We start from the raw sequence: 16,288 nt of genomic DNA, 5'->3' as shown, positions 1-16,288 counted from the left end.
CGCCGCGAGCATAAAAGGGGGTTACATGTCGTCATTTGAGAATCGGTTTGGTGGGATTGCACGGCTTTATGGCGCGGCAGCTTTGCAAACATTTCAGCAAGCACACGTGTGTGTGATTGGCATTGGCGGCGTGGGCAGCTGGGTAGCAGAAGCGCTCGCTCGCTCAGGCATTGGCCAAATTAGCTTGATCGATATGGACGATATTTGTACTACCAATACCAATCGTCAGATCCACGCCTTAACCAGCACCATCGGCCAGCAAAAAATTGAGGCAATGGCTGCGCGCATTCTTGAAATAAACCCAGAATGCCAAGTGCATTGCATCGACGATTTTATTAGCAAAGAGAACTTGTTTGAGCATATCTCCACCGAGTTTGATTATGTGGTGGATGCCATTGATAGTGTGCGCGCCAAAGCGGCACTCATTGCTCACTGCAAACGCAATAAGGTGCCGATTATTACTATTGGCGGCGCCGGTGGTCAGATCGATCCAACGCAAATTCAGCTGGGTGATTTAGCCAAGACCATTCAGGACCCGCTAGCCGCAAAAGTGCGCTCGGATCTACGCCGCTTTTATAACTTTACTAAAAATACCAAGCGCAAATTTGGCGTTGATTGTGTGTATTCGACCGAGCAATTGATTTACCCCGATTTAGACGGCGGCGTATGTCATGCCAAAGCGCAAAGTGATGGCAATATGAAGATGGATTGCAGCTCCGGCTTTGGCGCAGCCACCCATGTCACCGCCAGCTTTGCTTTTGTCGCGGTGTCGCGGGTGTTAAAAAAATTGGCAGATAAAACCTAAACGACCAATTCTTTGCTTCTTATTATTACCAATTTGGCCTCTTGCCGGAGTTTGAAACTGACGATTCCCCACAGTGGATAATCAAGGGTGAATTTATGCCTGAGTCGAAGTTACCGCCACTGGCGAGTTATCAGTTTTAATCAGGCATAAAACATATAGGAGGCGAGCTAGGCGAATATCTCACCGATTCCCTGAGCAAGCTCAGGTCCTACAAAGCCTAAACAGCAACACCTTTAATAGCTTGTACCACCGCATGCAGACCGTTCGCGCGTGACGGGCTAAGTTGCTTGGATAAGCCGAGCTGATCAAAGTAACTTTCAATATCAAAGTCATTAATTTGATTAGCGGTTTTGCCATTATAAGCCGCCAGTACAATCGCGAGTAAACCATTAACAATGCGGGTATCACTGGCAACATAAAATTGCCAAACGCCCGCTTGTTCACGGCTGACCAGCCAAGCCGCACTTTCACAGCCATCCACTTGATGTTCTTCATTTTTAAAGACTTGTGGTAACTCACTGAGCTGCTTGCCCAGCACAATAATTTGCCGATAGCGCGCTTCCCAACCCGATTGCTGCGCGAATAAATCCAGCACGTCATCACTGCTGATTTCATTACCAAACAGATTAGGCACTAATTGATTGGGCATTATAAAAACTCCAAGGTTTTGTGCAGGGCGGCAATAAAGCTATCTATATCTTGTTGATCATTATAACAAGCGATCGACAAGCGCAAGGTGCCACCGAGCCCTAACGACTCCATTAATGGCATGGCACAGTGATGGCCAGCGCGAATCGCGATGCCTTGTTGATCCAGTAAGGTAGCGATATCACTGTGATGCTCTCCCTTCACCACAAAGCTTATCACCCCTGCTTGTTGTGCGGCATTACCAACAAGGGCTATATCGGGTAATGATAAGAGCTGCGCTTTAGCATACTCAAACAGCCCCTGCTCATAGTGCAATAATGCTGCGCGATCTTGCTGTTGCAAAAACGCGACTGCCGCGCCAAGGCCTATCACACCTGAAATATTAGGGGTGCCGGGCTCAAATTTAAACGGCAAGGCATTAAAGGTAGTGCCTGAGAAGCTCACTTTTTTGATCATCTCACCACCGGTTTGCCATACCGGCATGGCATTGAGTAAGTCAGCCTTACCATAAAGTACACCGATGCCTGTTGGCCCATACATTTTATGACCCGAGAACACATAAAAGTCACAATCTAAGGCCTGTACGTCAATTGGCAAATGCGCCACCGTTTGTGAGCCGTCCACCAGCACTTTCGCGCCTACTTGATGGCTTAACGCAACAATCCCAGCGATGGGGTTTACCGTGCCCAGCACATTAGAGATATGCGTCACCGCGACTAAACGCGTTTTCTCTGTCAGTAATTGCGCAAACGCGGTTAAATCCAATTCACCCGTGTCAGTCAGTGGGATCACTTTTAACACTAACTTCAGCTGCTGCGCTAATAACTGCCAAGGCACAATATTAGCGTGATGCTCCATGGTGGAAATGATGATCTCATCTCCTGCCTCTAACAAGGCGCCATAACTTTGCGCCACTAGGTTAATGGCCTCGGTTGCGCCCTTAGTCCAAATCACTTCTTCACGCTTAGGCGCATTAATAAAGCTGCGCACCTCGTCTCTTACTTGTTCAAAGGCTTGGGTCGCCTTAGCACTTAGACAATGTGCCGCACGATGTACGTTGGCATTGTTGTATTGGTAGTAATTATTCATCGCGTCAATCACTGACTGCGGCTTTTGTGTGGTGGCGGCACTATCGAGATAGACCAGAGCATGACCATTACAGCTTTGTTGCAACACAGGAAACTGCGCTCGCAGCGCGGATACAGAAAATGACTGACTCAAACTAACCACCTTATTAACCAAGAGCCCCTATGATCCACTTTTACAAGGAAGCTGACAAGGTAGGGGTTTATATTGATTGCAGGCTTTGCTATCGGGGCTTATGCTTAAAACCGTCTTTATAATAAAATTTCGATTCACCTTAAGGAGTTACAATATGTTTAATGCGTTAGTGTTACGACAAGAACAAGATAAAACCTTAGCCAAAGTAGAACAAATAGCAGAAACTGAGCTGCCTGACGGTGAAGTATTAGTACAAGTTGAGTATTCGACCCTTAATTATAAAGACGGCTTAGCCATCACAGGTAAAGGTAAAATCGTCCGCAATTTCCCTATGGTGCCGGGCATCGATTTTACCGGTAAGGTAATTTCATCTAACGATTTACGTTACCAAGAAGGCCAGCAAGTGGTATTAACAGGCTGGGGCGTAGGCGAAAACCATTGGGGTGGCTTAGCTGAAAAAGCGCAGGTGAAAGCAGATTGGTTAGTGCCATTAAATGAAGACCTGACGCCCGAACAATCAATGCAAATTGGTACTGCAGGACTCACCGCAAGTTTATGCGTACAAGCACTGCAACAGGCTGGTATTACCCCAGAACAAGGTGAAATTTTGGTAACGGGTGCCAGCGGCGGGGTTGGCAGTGTTGCGGTAAAACTATTAAGCACCTTAGGCTATCAAGTGGTTGCTGTGACAGGCCGAGCTGAAAACACTCAGTGGTTAACCGAACTCGGCGCCACTCGCGTGATTTCTCGTGAAGAAATGCTGACGCCAAACCGTCCATTGGACAAACAACTTTGGGCCGGTGCAATCGATACTGTCGGTAGCCATGTGTTAGCGAAAGTATTAAGCCAAGTAAACTACAATGGCGCAGTCGCGGCATGTGGCTTAGCTGGTGGCTTTGATTTACCGACCACTGTAATGCCGTTTATTCTACGTGGTGTAAAACTACTTGGGGTCGATTCAGTAAGTTGTCCATTTGAGCAGCGCCAGCAAGCATGGCATTTATTGGCAACCACGCTACCTAAATCTTATTTTTCTGCTGCTTGTAATACTATTTCCTTGGCACAAGTGCCAGAGTACGCGGATAAATTAATCGCAGGGCAGATAACAGGGCGCCTATTGGTCGACCTACAATTGTCATAATTAATGATGGGGGCGGCGTGTATTTCCCGCTCCTTTCCTACTGCACTGACAGACACACCCGTAAATATAAGCTCAACTTAAGGTCTATCCCACAAAATTAAATTTTCACCCTACTAGCAGGTATAAAAAATACCAGTTTGCGAAAATTTAAAGAGAAACCAGCGCCAAGATCGGCTAACGTTAGAAAGAAAGTATCAATTACGTAAGTACAGCTGGTAAGACACCACTCACTCCGCAATAGGCGTGTATTTAAACTTTAGGCACAGGCAGCAATGAGCAAAAAACTATTTCAAAAATCAACAGAGAATTTGCGCAAAGCAGTGCCCTTGATGATCAAAAACCAAGTGCCCACTACGCCGACTAACTATGCCTTGTGGTACACCTACGTTGACAATAGTCTGCCACAAATGAATAAAGAATTGGATCAGGCTATTACTGACTATGGCATGTGCCCACCGGCAACGGGCGAAACCTTATATCGCACCTATGTGGCCAGCAAAACTGAAACCGACATTCGCCAGCTGAGATCAAGCCTTGAACTACTCTTAAACGAAGTGTCTCATTCAATGACAGATACTTTAGCGGACACACAAGATTTTCAGCAAATGATAGATAAAAACTTTGATTGCCTATCGCGTGTTGAAGATGAAGGCTTGTCATTTGAAGAAGTGATGGAGCTGGTTCGTGGACTCATTTCCGAATCAAAAGAAATCCGCCATTCAACTCGGTTTTTGAACAATCAGTTAAATACGGCTAGTTCAGAAGTTGAGCGACTCAAGAAGCAACTGGAACAAGTACAAAAAGATGCACTCTATGACAGTTTATCCAGCCTGCTTAATCGCCGCGCGCTAGATAACGACTTAGTCAGCCTATGCGCCACCGAGCAGCCGTTTAGTTTTATTTTGGTTGATATCGACCACTTTAAAAAATTCAATGATGAATATGGCCATCTGTTTGGTGACTCGGTGATCAAAGCCATTGCCCGTCGGTTACAACTCAGCTGTCGAGATGGTATTACCGCTTATCGCTTTGGTGGTGAGGAGTTTGCCTTAGTGGTGCCTGGAAAAAATCTTAGGGTTGCACGCCAACTCGCTGAATCAATACGCCGTGCGATTGAAAAGGTTTCGGTTAAGGACAAGCGCAGTAATCGCCAAGTCGACCATATTACCGCCTCTTTTGGTGTTGCCGAATACAGCGCTAAAGAAAGTGCCAGTAGCTTGATCGATAAAGCAGACAAACAACTTTATGAAGCTAAACGCTTAGGTCGTAATCGCGTGTTACCTATGTCGGTTTAGCCACCTACTTATAACTGATAACAAGCTAAGTGATAACAAACTAAGCGGTTACTTGACTGAACACTGGCTTATGCTGCAGCGCTTAGCTCCTAAGCGCGTGTTACCCATGTCGGTTTAGCCACCTATTTATAACTGATAACCAGTTAAGTGATAACAAACTAAGCGATAACAGGCTAAGCGGTTACTTGACTGAAAACAGGCTGCAGCGCTTGCATTAAACGCATTCGAGCAGGACGTTTATCTTGAGCTAAATCATGTTGTAAACGCAACAAGTCAGACGATTGCTTAATCGCATAGCCTGCTTGTATATCACTAACGCTAAAGCTTGATTGAATACACCTTAGTTGCAACTGTTCTGCCACAGCAGTATTGCGCCAATCAATGGCAGTAAAGCTAGGCCAAGGGCGAGTGTTTGCGATTAAACTTAGCCCAGATGTCGCCTCATGACTCAATACAACATCGTAGTTTTGTAGAATAAGAATCGCTTTGCGATAATGGTCACCGGACAACACAGGAGCGTCGGCGAAAATATAAATAAATTGCTGCAAGCCTTGCTCGCGTAAACTCAAATCTAGATAAGTGAGCGTCTCACCCATAAGGCCATGTGAGTCATGGCATGCTACCAGCCAAGGTTGCTTTTGTTGATGCGAATCAGCAAGGTATTCCGCCCAAGAGCGATCTTGCTCAGGCACAGCAAGTACCACCCGGCCCGGCCAAACTCGTGCATCTTCCAGCGCACAGTCAATAAACAGCTGGCTCAGCTGCATCGCCCGTTTGGCTCCTAGTGTTTCTGCTAGTCCAAGTTGACAAACTCCTGTTCGAGGACGCGCCAGCAGCACTACTAATGCAGGAATAAATCGCCTCATCCAACCCTCACTTCAGCCACCTGTTATTTATTGAACAAATATATCAAAACAGCGACCCCAATCTAGGATGTCGTTCGCAATCTGAAACTAGGGTCACTTATTTTTAGATGTTTTCCCTGAAGTCAGTAATTCAGTAAAAAAATCACGCTCAAATTGACGGATTGGGTTTAATTTATTTTTGTATAGTCGCGCTTGCTTTGGCGGCAAGTTATATCCTGACACCATGTAAGCAAATAATCTGGGGCCTTGCTGCGTATCTATGACACCAACCATGTTCACCACGCTTTTTAACGAGCCCGTTTTACCGCGAACCTTACCCTTGAGCGCGTCGACACGAAGTGATGTACGCCATTTTAGTGTGCCGTCAACCCCTGAAACAGCAAGAGAATCTAATAACTTAAGCTTGTTATCATTGTTATAAACAAATTGCATCACTTGTAGTAACTGATCAACCGTCACCAAATTATGTCGAGACAAGCCTGAGCCATCAGCCATGATGGCATCGGATAAATCTAACTTGGCCTGACTTTTCAATATTGCTTTAACCGCTGCCTCACCGCTGCGAAAACTTCCCGCTTGGTTGTAATATTCTGCGCCCAGCGTTTTAAACACCACATCAGCAATCAGGTTGTCGGATTTTTTCAGCATTTTTTCCAGCAAGCTGTCTAGCGTTGCCGAACGCTGGCGAACCAACACAACTCCCTCAGGCTCAAGTGTCGATTCACGGCGAATAACTCCCGTATGAGTAATACCTGCCCCTTTTAAATCAGCCGCTAAAATACTGGCAAAATATGTTACGGGATCATTAACCGAAAATTTCATTGGAATGGGATCTTTGGTCGCCACAAAACAGCCCATTAATTCATAATGATTAGTATCACCACGGTTTAGCTCTAACGCACAATGAGACTGCCGCATCTCTTTCCACGTTTTTAGAGCGTACGTACTGTTATCTACTCGAATTGGTTCATGGGCAGGAATAAACACCCGCGTTTTCCCTTCTTTCGTGACCGATAAGTTACCTTGCACACAATTACGGTTGATAATCACCGCACTAGCTGGCGAGGTATAACAAACCCCCAAGTCATTCCAAGATTGGCCATTACTCCAGTGATAGCCATTAAAACGGCCATCATTAATTAAAATGTCACCGCTGATCTTTTTGACGCCACTCTGTTTCAGGGTTTTCAGCATGTCGCGCAGTTGCTTGCGAGTAAAATCAGGCGCCCCCGACAACCTAAAGCGTAAGTCTTGCTCAATCGTTCCTTGCCTTAACTTGGCTTCGGTTAAGGTTTCAATTTGAGTATTGAAGCGATAACTGCCGCCAAGGTGCAAGCGAGCAGCAGTGGCTGTAATTAGTTTTTGAGTACTGGCAGGCGATAAATTTAGATGGCGATTTTGTTGATTAATAATCGTGCCATCTGGTTTGGCTACCACATAAGCCAATACCGGTTTAGACGACATCTCTTCAAACTGCGTCCCCGCAAATGCCAAGGTCGAAAAACAGATAAAAGAAAGAAAAAAAACACCGCGTAACATAAGTCAAAACCCCGAACCAATAAGAACTAATAGCTTAGGGCTTCTATCTAAAAAAAGCATCAAATAATCACAATGTTAACCCAATTAACAATAAGTCTGGTTTATACCCCTGCATGCTCGATTTATATGCAGAAATATGCCGCAAAACTTGAGCGCAATGCAGGGCTAGGGTATGTTGACCGCATCTAGATTTTGTTGCGCGGAGCACGCTTGACTAAGACCGAATTATTAACCGATGAGCAGCTGATGCTGAACTACGGTAAAGGAGATGCTGCGGCATTTGAGCAGCTTTATCAAAAACATAAAGGCGGCGTTTATCGCTATTTTTTACGCCACTGCAGCCGCGCGGATGTAGCGGAAGAGTTACATCATGATATATGGATGAAACTGATCAATGCACGTGAGAGCTATCAGCCAACGGCAAAGTTTACAACTTGGCTGTACACGTTAGCACACAATCATTTGGTGAATTATTATCGTAAAAACAGCAAGGCACACCTACTTGATTTTGATGACATTGTGGAGCCGGAAGACGAACTACCAGACTTGTCAGAGCAGCTCACACACAGTCGCCAAGCAGACGAATTAATCAGTCAGGTAGAACAATTACCCGCACAACAAAAAGAAGTTTTCTTGTTGCGCCACGAAGCTGGGTTTAGCTTAGAAGAAATTGCAAACCTAACAAAATCAAGTTTTGAAGCAACAAAAAGTCGCTTGCGCTATGCCATGGCCAAGCTTAAACAGGGGGTTTCATATGAGCCATAAATCACCGCTTAATGATGATGCGATTAGCAAAACGTATCAACAACAAAGCAACGACATGCCTAGCAGTGCGCTCGATGATAAAATTTTAGCCGCCTCGCGACGTGCTGTTGCCGCAAAACCAACATCCATTGCGCCAAAACGTTCATGGCGTAACATGCCGTTTTTACCGGCTATTGCCGCCTCCTTCTTTGTTGCTGCGGTTTTTGTGGCACAACAAGAAGAGCCAGAACAGGTTATACCGCAAGCTGAAGTTGCTCCGATGTCTATTTCCGCTCCTGCACTAATGAAAAGCGCAGCACCAGAACGAATGGCACAGGCTGACCTAGCAGAGCAACTGCAGTTCCAAGGCAAAATTGAACAACGCGATCAGCAGTGGTGGTTAGTCACTTCTGAACAGGATATCTTAATTGAAAACCCACCCAGTAATATTGCCGAGTTTGAGCATCAGCAAGCCTTAGTTCAAGGCCATGCAGGTGGCTCAGAGGGTGAGGTTATTAGCATTGTGATTCAAGATCTTAAATTAAACTAGGAGGTAAGATGGCTTCTCAAGGTTCGACAGGCAATGTGATTGCCGCAGTGTGTAGCTTTTTCATTTGTGGTTTAGGCCAGTTGGTGCAAGGGCGCATTTTAGCAGCCTTAATGTTTTGCCTATTTACCTATGCCGCATATGGTATTGCTGGCTTTACCTTTGGCATTTTTCTGATCATTGCAGTGCCGTTGCATATTTGGTGTATCATTGACGCGGCGCTGTATCGGGGCAACTAAAACGGTGAGGTGGTATTTGCTGCCTCTGCCAACGACAAACAAATGCTGCTGGTATGGTGAATATTAAGCAGCATCGCCCGACAAGGGGTGCTATAATCTTGCTCCGGTTGTTCCACGCGCCCGGCAGGATAAAAAATGACGAACCCCTTATTTAAGAAAGACATAGTCTCAATCGCAGATCTCTCACGTAGCGAACTTGAGCTCATCGTAGCAACAGCAAAAAAACTCAAGCACCAACCCCAACCCGAATTACTTAAAAACAAAATAGTCGCTAGCTGCTTTTTTGAAGCATCGACTCGTACTCGCCTTTCATTTGAAACAGCAGTACAGCGTTTAGGTGGCTCGGTGATCGGTTTTGACAGTGGCGGCAACACTTCGCTGGCACAAAAAGGGGAAACGCTCACCGACTCAGTAAAAGTGATCTCTTCTTATGCCGACGCTTTCTTTATGCGCCATCCGCAAGAAGGGGCAGCACGCCTAGCCGCTGAGTCTGCTTCTATTCCGGTGATTAATGGTGGTGATGGCTCAAACCAGCATCCAACACAAACCTTGCTGGATCTGTTTACTATTTATGAAACACAAAGCAGCTTAGAGAATCTCAATATTGCCTTTGTCGGTGATTTGAAATATGGACGCACCGTGCATTCACTGGCGCAAGCCTTGTCATTATTTAACTGTAACTTCTTCTTTATTGCACCGCCTGCACTGGCGATGCCTGATTATATTTTGGAAGAATTAGATGACGCCGGCATAAACTACTCCATCCATAGCAGTATTGAAGAGGTGATTGACTCACTCGATATTCTGTATATGACACGGGTACAAAAAGAGCGCTTTGACGAAACCGAATATCAACACCTGAAATCAGCCTTCGTTCTGACAGGTAGCATGCTAGAAAACGTACGAGCAAACCTAAAAATTCTGCACCCATTACCTCGCATTGACGAAATCACTATCGATGTCGATGACACCCCCTACGCTTACTACTTTGAACAAGCCGAAAATGGCGTGTATGCCAGACAAGCCCTATTAGCCTTAGTGCTGTCCAACTTTTTTCAGGAGCAAGCATGAAAAAGAAGTTAGAAGTTCAAGCCATTGAAAATGGTTCGGTGATTGATCATATTGCGGCTGGAAAAGGCGTTAAAATCCTTAAGTTTTTTCAGCTAACCGATACCAATCAAAAAATCACTATCGGTCTAAACTTACCCACGGGTGGCAGCACCACTAAAGACTTAATCAAAATTGAAAACACGCAAATCACCGGCGTGCAAGCCAACCAATTGGCTTTATTTGCACCTGATGCGACCATCAACCTGATTGACGATTACGATGTGGTGAAAAAGTTTAAGGTTGAATTGCCAGAAGCCATCAGCGGCGTTCTAGCCTGCCCTAACTCCAATTGTATTAGTCACAATGAGCCTGTTGATAGCTTGTTTTATATAAAACAAAAACAACAGATTAAACTTAAGTGCCACTATTGTGAAAAAAGCTTCGCGACCTCTTTCTTTAAAGAATTAGACTAACGTCGAGCTAACAAGCATAAAAAAAGCGATTCAGATGAATCGCTTTTTTTAATCTCTTCATTTTGAACTTGGGTCTCATTCAACTTTGCTGGTAAGCCTGGGTGCGTGGTGATATTACGCCTAAGCGGCTACTCACTTGCGGTAACAAGGTTTTTGCCAGAATAAAGGGTAAATATTCTATCTGCTTAGCTGTGCCCTTCACTAAGAAAAATAATAGCTAACTCACCACGCAATAACTTACCTTTTTTATCTATTATTCATATTAATTAAGCAATACTATTCCAATATATTAAAATTATGCGCAATCTATAAGGAAAGTAAGTCATGAGTAAGCTAGATCGCACCGACAAACATATTTTAACCTTGATGCAAGAGAATGGCCGGATCAGTAATTTAGAGCTGGCCGAACAAATTGGCTTGTCCGCGTCACCTTGCTCTCGTCGCGTCAAAAGCCTTGAAGAGGCAGGCTATGTCGATAAACACGTCACCTTACTTAACCCTCAAAAGCTGGGTTTAAAACTGACCGCCTATATCCATATAAGCATGGACAGGCATACTCCGGATCGCTTTGAAAATTTTGAAAAAGAAGTGGCAAAATACCCTGAAATAGTCGAATGCTGCTTAATCACTGGAATGGATGCTGATTACCAACTGAAGGTAATGGTGCCAGATATGGAAGCCTATCAAGAGTTTTTACTGGGTAAACTGACCCGTATTTCCGGCGTGACAGGTGTGCGCTCTAGCTTTATGCTGCGCAGTATTTTTCAAAATACTGCGCTGCCGTTAAACCACATTAAGTAACCTCAAATCAAGCCAACACGAGTTGTAATGCGCTAATCAAGCGTTGGTTATCTTGCTGGCTTTTTACTGCTAAGCGAATGTAGCGCTGATCAAGTCCATAGAAGTTACTGGCATCACGAATCACAATACCTTGCTTTAGTAAGCGCTGACGCAAATTAGAGGCGGTTAAACCAGTTGGCAGACGACACAAGACAAAGTTAACCCGAGATGGATAAACATGCCACCCGGTTAACTGGTGCAGCTCTGTTAATAAGTATTCGCGCTGTTGTTGTAACCAATGTAGTGAAGCTTGCATATACGCTTTATCTTGTAACGCACTAATCGCGGCCACTTCGGCAAGAGCATTAACACTCCATGGCTCGCGTTCATGATTAATTTGCTGGGTTAATTCTTGTTCGGCATTAATAGCAAAACCTAACCGTATTCCCGGCAACGCAAAAAACTTAGTTAACGCGCGCACCACAAACACATGAGGCAAGCCTAATTCTGCGATGCTTGGCGCATGGCCATCATCAACAAACTCAATAAACGCCTCATCCACCAGCATTCGGCATTGATGGGCCAACGTAAGTTCGGCCAACTGCTGCATTTGCTCTTGCGCAATAAAACCACCCGTTGGGTTATTTGGATTACAAACAACCAATACATCATAATCGTGCTGCGCAAGCGCTAAAGCGATTTGTTCAACAGATAACTGAAAATTCAATTCACTGTCTAGCACACAATAATCAACCTGCGATCCTGCACTAGTCGCTGCGCGTTGATATTCAGCAAAGGTCGGCGCCACAATAAGTACCCGGCGGGGTTTTAGAACTCTAAAATACAAATAAATCAGTTCAGTTGCGCCATTGCCTTGGATAATATGCGAAATCGGTTGCTCGCAGTAGTCAGCTAAAGCTTGTCGCAATTTCACATACTCAGGATCGGGATATACCGTTAAACAACTCAGTTGTTCAACCAAGGCCAAGCTGACACTTTCTGGTAAACCAAGAGGATTAATATTAGCGCTAAAATCCAACCACTCTGCAGTGGCTGTATCACGCGTTAGTTTATGTATATTTCCACCATGTAATTCCATTTACACCCTACTTACTATTATTAACACCAGCAATACGCCCCCTAGGCTGAGCAAAGAACAAACTAACATTAAGTTCAGATTCTTATTGATTAACTCGGTGGTGAACGGCTTATTATTATCTCCGATGGTCGGTTTATCATGCAATTGGCCAAAATATGACGTGGCTCCGCCAAGCTGCACCCCCAAGGCGCCTGCCACGGCCGCTTCGGGGTGCGCCGAATTAGGGCTGGCATGGTTTAAACGGTCGCGCCAAAATATGCGCCAAGCACTGCGCCAATCATAACGAAGCACTAACGCAGATAAGGGCAGCAGCACGGCCCCCGTTAGACGAGCGGGTAACCAGTTAGCCCAATCATCGAGACGCGCTGAGAACCAACCCAGCTCAAGATAGCGCTCATTTTTATAGCCCCACATCGAGTCAAAGGTATTAATGGCTTTATAAGTCATGGCAAAAGCCAAACTGGCACCGGGTAACCAGGGTGACACTAGCGCACCTAAACACATATAGAATAACGGCGCGGTGATGCCATCGACGGTATTTTCTGAGATAGTTTCCATCGCACTACGGGTAATTTGTGCTTGATCCATTGCTGCCGTATCTCGGCTGACCAAGTAACTGAGCTCTTTGCGTGCCAGTGCCATATCACCTTGATTTAAGATCCGCCGAACCTTTGCTCCTTCGTTATAGAGGCTTCTTGTCGCTAAACAGGTGTATAACAAATACATTTCCACCAGCCAATGCAAATTGGCCATCACTAAGCTTAAACAAAAGATCAACACTAAAACGGTCAGGTTCGACCAGACACCAAATGCCTTTTTAGCCAATAGCAACCTGCCCTGTAAGCGTTCAGCAGCGTTGATAAGGACGCCGATACCTTGCACTGGGTGAGGAATGCGATAAGGATCAGCAAAAATAAGATCGCAAAAATAAGCCAAAGCGATAACAACAGAAGGCAGCATTATAGGGTCGCTAGTAACAGAAAGCGCCTAAGCTAACAAAACTTAAGCGCAATAGGAAACTCTGACATGATGAAAACTAAGATAACGACAACAGCAAGGCCTTACTTTCCGTTAAGGCTGGAAAATCTTGATGGTTACTAATAAGTTTTTCGAGCACCTCTTTCGCCGCTTCTTTCTTACCGTTTTTGATCATCGCCTGTGCTAAATGATATTGGATATCAGGGTCGTCGGGTGAAAACTGCACCGCGCGAGTAAGTAATCGCTCAGCGGCGATCCCATCCCCTTTCTGCAATAAAATAACCGCTAAAGTATCCATGATACCGGCATTATCGGGTGCTAAATCATGGGCCGTTTCGGCATGACCAAGGGCGAGATCTGCTTTCCCCTGCTTTTGATAAAGCCAAGCTAAGTTATTTTCAATATGCGCATCTGGCTTCAACAGTGAGCTAAGCTTAACTAAGTTATCTATTGCTTGCTGATCTTGCCCTGCGACCATCTGATAATCAGCTAACACACGGCGTGATAACACATCGCTATCATATTTACTAAGCCAGTCCGTTAGTACCTGAATAGCCTGATCGGCTTGCCCTGCTGACCAATGAGCATTGGCCAGTTGCACCGTGAGGTAATTCGTCTCCGACTCGGCTAGTGCTTTTTGATACCAATTTATCGACTCATTGAAATTACCTTGAGCCAATTCAAGACGGGCCTGCATTTCATCAACAACAGCTGTATTTGGAAATTTCTCACGATAGCCTTGTATTGCCTGCCGCGTTTTTACAAACTCACCTTGGCTTAATAACAAGCGAATGTCTAACATGGCAATCGGCGGATAAAATGAATTAGCTTGAATGGCTTTATCTAGCTCGCTGCGCGCGGCGGGTAAATCGTTGCTCATGGCATATACCGTAGCTAAATGGAAATGCCCTAAATAACTGGCGGGATAGCGATCAACAAATGACTCTAAACGAGATTTAGCCGCCTCCCATTGTTTATAGTACTGCAGCACCACGCCACTATAGAACAATATTTTGGCTTGCTCCGGTGTTGGTTGCGGGTGCTTTTCTAACATATTATTTGCCAACACTAAGGCTTGTTGTGGTTGGTTGTTAAAGTAGAAATACTCAATCATGGGAAGATTAGCAGCCATGCTATCGGGGTGGTACTGCAGCGCCTGTTTTAAATAAACCAGACCTTGCTCCACCTCGCCTTTACGTTTCGCGAGTAAATAAAGCTGTAATAAACTACTCAAGTCTGTTTTATCGATAGCAAGGGTGTCCAAGTAGTATTGCTCTGCCTGCTCATAGTTTTTTTGCTGTAATGCTATCGCCGCCAAATTCTGTAACGTCCCTAAGTTGCTCGGTTCAATCTCTCGGGCAGCTAGGAACGCTTGCTCAGCTAAATCAAGCTGCCGGTTAAGAACATAAGCGATCCCTTGCAATACTAAGCCGACCCCTTGTTTAGGTAAACGTGTTTGTAACGCTTTAGCTCGCTGCAAAACTTCGTTAAAGTCGCCTTTTTTCAGATAGCTGACAATTAATGCTATTTCGACTTCTTCTTGTTCTGGTATTTTTTGCTTGATGATTTCTAACTGCTCTATCCCTTTATCAATATCGGGCTGCAAGAACGCAGTTTGCGTCATTAACATAGTAAGAGACTGATCATCTTGAGCTAGTTGAGCAGCTTGCTCAAATAGCTGCTGTGACAATGCAAAATCATCATTCAGTAACTGGGTCTGCCCTGCTGCCTTCAGCAAACCAATATCCTGCTGATTAAAGTCAGATGCATTGAGCGCACTTAAGGTTTCAGTCGCTGCCAGTTCATCACCTAACTTAAACTGAATGGCGGCTTTTAATTTCAACCCTTCAGTATAGCCGGGGTAGGCATAGGTCACTTTAGTGGCATGAGAAAAGGCCTTCTCATATTGTTCAAGGGAGTAGGCACTGGCAGCCGAAATAAAGTGAGACGCAATATGCTCGTTATCCACTTTTAACACTTTTTCGGCTGAAACTAATGCTTGCTCATAATTTTTAGCTTGTAGCTGTAAAAAAGCCTTAAAATAATTAGCTTCAATGTGCTCTGGAATAATTTTTAATAGCTTGTCTAGTTGCTGATGCGCTAAGTCCAGCTGATTATTTAGTACATAAACACGAGCAGGGTTCATTAATAGTTCTGGATTGGCGTATTGCATTGTTGCGGCTTGATTAAATAACGCAAGTGCAGGTTCAAACCTTTGTTGCTGCATTAATACCTGCCCCTTTATCACCATCGCCTTGACTAAGTTCGGCTCTTTGGCCAATGCTAAATCAATATTCTTCAGCGCCTCTTCTTCATCGTCTACAGCCAACGCTTGCAATGCACTGGCAAATAATAACTCAGCAGTGACCAGATTAAGGGCTTTGGCTTGCTTTAATTCCGCTAAGGCTAAATCTGGCTGATTCGTTAATAAGTCAGCCTGAGACAGTACAGCTAAGGCATCAACCTCTAAAGCAACGGGCCAATCTTGTCGGTTGGCCAGCACCTCTTTTAGACGTGATGCATCATTTAGCATTAGTAAAACCTTAGCTAGTTTTAGCTTTATCTCGGGCGAACTTTCTTGCGCTAAAACTTTCGTCAGTTCTTTTTCGGCAAAAGGGTACATCCCGATGTAAATGTAAGAATCAGCTAATTGCATTTTAACGTCATTACGACTGGGATTAACTTTCATTACATTCTTGAATTCGATAATGGCGCTACTATGCTCATTGGCTTGCTGAAACGCTAACGCCTTTTCATAAGCTTCTTGCTCATTAATACTGGTTTCACCACAACCGACTAACATCGTTAAACAAAAGCATAAAAAACAGGCAATATAAGATTTTACTCTCAAGCTGATCATATT

Annotated in this window: 16 protein-coding genes; 9 read left to right on the top strand and 7 right to left on the bottom strand. The window is 44.7% G+C overall.

What is annotated here, in order from left to right; genetic code table 11:
* The first annotated feature begins 25 nt into the window (after nt 1-25).
* Nucleotides 26-805 carry a tRNA cyclic N6-threonylcarbamoyladenosine(37) synthase TcdA gene (gene tcdA / locus K6Y31_RS18985; protein WP_233054616.1) on the top strand — a complete coding sequence of 260 codons (780 nt, stop codon included), beginning with the start codon at nt 26-28 and terminating at the stop codon, nt 803-805.
* 217 nt (nt 806-1,022) lie between these two features.
* On the opposite strand, the gene csdE is transcribed toward tcdA, so the two are convergent.
* Both csdE and K6Y31_RS18975 read right to left on the bottom strand, forming a co-directional pair.
* On the bottom strand, nt 1,023-1,454 hold the full coding sequence (gene csdE / locus K6Y31_RS18980; protein WP_233054614.1) for a cysteine desulfurase sulfur acceptor subunit CsdE: 432 nt from the start codon (nt 1,452-1,454) through the stop codon (nt 1,023-1,025).
* On the bottom strand, nt 1,454-2,674 hold the full coding sequence (locus K6Y31_RS18975; protein ID WP_233054613.1) for an aminotransferase class V-fold PLP-dependent enzyme: 1,221 nt from the start codon (nt 2,672-2,674) through the stop codon (nt 1,454-1,456). The genes csdE and K6Y31_RS18975 overlap by 1 nt, the downstream gene beginning before the upstream one ends.
* Before the next feature lie 154 nt (nt 2,675-2,828).
* On the opposite strand from K6Y31_RS18975, the gene acuI reads away from it, so the two are divergent.
* Both acuI and K6Y31_RS18965 read left to right on the top strand, forming a co-directional pair.
* Nucleotides 2,829-3,815, top strand: coding sequence for an acrylyl-CoA reductase (NADPH) (gene acuI, locus K6Y31_RS18970; RefSeq protein WP_233054611.1), 987 nt, complete (start codon nt 2,829-2,831; stop codon nt 3,813-3,815).
* A gap of 272 nt (nt 3,816-4,087) precedes the next feature.
* Nucleotides 4,088-5,110, top strand: coding sequence for a GGDEF domain-containing protein (locus tag K6Y31_RS18965; RefSeq protein WP_233054609.1), 1,023 nt, complete (start codon nt 4,088-4,090; stop codon nt 5,108-5,110).
* A gap of 173 nt (nt 5,111-5,283) precedes the next feature.
* Here K6Y31_RS18965 and K6Y31_RS18960 read toward each other — a convergent pair whose 3' ends face one another.
* A complete protein-coding gene (locus K6Y31_RS18960; RefSeq protein WP_233054607.1) occupies nt 5,284-5,976 on the bottom strand; it encodes a DUF2064 domain-containing protein in 693 nt (230 codons plus the stop codon).
* 93 nt (nt 5,977-6,069) lie between these two features.
* Entirely contained in the window at nt 6,070-7,515 is a 1,446-nt protein-coding gene (gene dacB, locus K6Y31_RS18955) for a D-alanyl-D-alanine carboxypeptidase/D-alanyl-D-alanine endopeptidase (protein WP_233054605.1), read from the bottom strand.
* A 210-nt stretch (nt 7,516-7,725) separates the two neighbouring features.
* On the opposite strand from dacB, the gene K6Y31_RS18950 reads away from it, so the two are divergent.
* The 6 genes from K6Y31_RS18950 (at nt 7,726) to K6Y31_RS18925 (ending at nt 11,369) form a co-directional block, all read left to right on the top strand.
* Nucleotides 7,726-8,280: a sigma-70 family RNA polymerase sigma factor gene (locus K6Y31_RS18950; RefSeq protein ID WP_233054603.1), complete on the top strand. Its 555-nt coding sequence runs from the start codon at nt 7,726-7,728 to the stop codon at nt 8,278-8,280.
* Complete coding sequence (locus tag K6Y31_RS18945; RefSeq protein WP_233054601.1) at nt 8,270-8,809, top strand: hypothetical protein; 540 nt, start codon at nt 8,270-8,272, stop codon at nt 8,807-8,809. The genes K6Y31_RS18950 and K6Y31_RS18945 overlap by 11 nt, the downstream gene beginning before the upstream one ends.
* An 8-nt stretch (nt 8,810-8,817) precedes the next feature.
* Nucleotides 8,818-9,045, top strand: a complete 228-nt coding sequence (locus K6Y31_RS18940) for a hypothetical protein (protein ID WP_233054600.1) — start codon at nt 8,818-8,820, stop codon at nt 9,043-9,045.
* Nucleotides 9,046-9,180: 135 nt separating this feature from the next.
* Nucleotides 9,181-10,116, top strand: a complete 936-nt coding sequence (gene pyrB, locus K6Y31_RS18935; protein ID WP_233054598.1) for an aspartate carbamoyltransferase — start codon at nt 9,181-9,183, stop codon at nt 10,114-10,116.
* Nucleotides 10,113-10,568: an aspartate carbamoyltransferase regulatory subunit gene (gene pyrI, locus K6Y31_RS18930; protein WP_233054596.1), complete on the top strand. Its 456-nt coding sequence runs from the start codon at nt 10,113-10,115 to the stop codon at nt 10,566-10,568. Before pyrB ends, pyrI begins: the two co-directional genes overlap by 4 nt.
* A 324-nt stretch (nt 10,569-10,892) precedes the next feature.
* A complete protein-coding gene (locus K6Y31_RS18925; protein WP_233054594.1) occupies nt 10,893-11,369 on the top strand; it encodes an Lrp/AsnC family transcriptional regulator in 477 nt (158 codons plus the stop codon).
* Between the two features lie 7 nt (nt 11,370-11,376).
* Here the strand turns inward: K6Y31_RS18925 and cobD are convergent, their stop codons facing one another.
* The 3 genes from cobD to prsT form a co-directional block, all read right to left on the bottom strand.
* A complete protein-coding gene (gene cobD, locus K6Y31_RS18920) occupies nt 11,377-12,447 on the bottom strand; it encodes a threonine-phosphate decarboxylase CobD (RefSeq protein WP_233054592.1) in 1,071 nt (356 codons plus the stop codon).
* Nucleotides 12,448-13,407: an adenosylcobinamide-phosphate synthase CbiB gene (gene cbiB / locus K6Y31_RS18915; protein WP_233054590.1), complete on the bottom strand. Its 960-nt coding sequence runs from the start codon at nt 13,405-13,407 to the stop codon at nt 12,448-12,450.
* Between the two features lie 76 nt (nt 13,408-13,483).
* The gene (gene prsT, locus K6Y31_RS18910) at nt 13,484-16,285 is read right to left on the bottom strand and encodes an XrtA/PEP-CTERM system TPR-repeat protein PrsT (protein WP_233054588.1); all 2,802 of its coding nucleotides are present in this window, start codon (nt 16,283-16,285) and stop codon (nt 13,484-13,486) included.
* Between the last annotated feature and the right edge of the window lie 3 nt (nt 16,286-16,288).

This window comes from Motilimonas cestriensis (assembly GCF_021295315.1).
In the GTDB taxonomy this organism is placed as follows: Bacteria; Pseudomonadota; Gammaproteobacteria; order Enterobacterales; family CBDFNC01; genus Motilimonas; species Motilimonas cestriensis.
Note: the sequence above shows the minus strand (reverse complement) of the source record. Positions and strands in the feature narration are given on the sequence as shown.

Bases quoted from the DNA above. Each gene is read 5' to 3' on its own strand.
- tcdA (WP_233054616.1), top strand. From the start codon at position 26: ATGTCGTCATTTGAGAATCGGTTTGGTGGGATTGCACGGCTTTATGGC.
- csdE (WP_233054614.1), bottom strand. From the start codon at position 1,454: ATGCCCAATCAATTAGTGCCTAATCTGTTTGGTAATGAAATCAGCAGT.
- acuI (WP_233054611.1), top strand. From the start codon at position 2,829: ATGTTTAATGCGTTAGTGTTACGACAAGAACAAGATAAAACCTTAGCC.
- K6Y31_RS18965 (WP_233054609.1), top strand. From the start codon at position 4,088: ATGAGCAAAAAACTATTTCAAAAATCAACAGAGAATTTGCGCAAAGCA.
- K6Y31_RS18960 (WP_233054607.1), bottom strand. From the start codon at position 5,976: ATGAGGCGATTTATTCCTGCATTAGTAGTGCTGCTGGCGCGTCCTCGA.
- dacB (WP_233054605.1), bottom strand. From the start codon at position 7,515: ATGTTACGCGGTGTTTTTTTTCTTTCTTTTATCTGTTTTTCGACCTTG.
- K6Y31_RS18945 (WP_233054601.1), top strand. From the start codon at position 8,270: ATGAGCCATAAATCACCGCTTAATGATGATGCGATTAGCAAAACGTAT.
- K6Y31_RS18940 (WP_233054600.1), top strand. From the start codon at position 8,818: ATGGCTTCTCAAGGTTCGACAGGCAATGTGATTGCCGCAGTGTGTAGC.
- pyrB (WP_233054598.1), top strand. From the start codon at position 9,181: ATGACGAACCCCTTATTTAAGAAAGACATAGTCTCAATCGCAGATCTC.
- pyrI (WP_233054596.1), top strand. From the start codon at position 10,113: ATGAAAAAGAAGTTAGAAGTTCAAGCCATTGAAAATGGTTCGGTGATT.
- K6Y31_RS18925 (WP_233054594.1), top strand. From the start codon at position 10,893: ATGAGTAAGCTAGATCGCACCGACAAACATATTTTAACCTTGATGCAA.
- cobD (WP_233054592.1), bottom strand. From the start codon at position 12,447: ATGGAATTACATGGTGGAAATATACATAAACTAACGCGTGATACAGCC.
- cbiB (WP_233054590.1), bottom strand. From the start codon at position 13,407: ATGCTGCCTTCTGTTGTTATCGCTTTGGCTTATTTTTGCGATCTTATT.
- prsT (WP_233054588.1), bottom strand. From the start codon at position 16,285: ATGATCAGCTTGAGAGTAAAATCTTATATTGCCTGTTTTTTATGCTTT.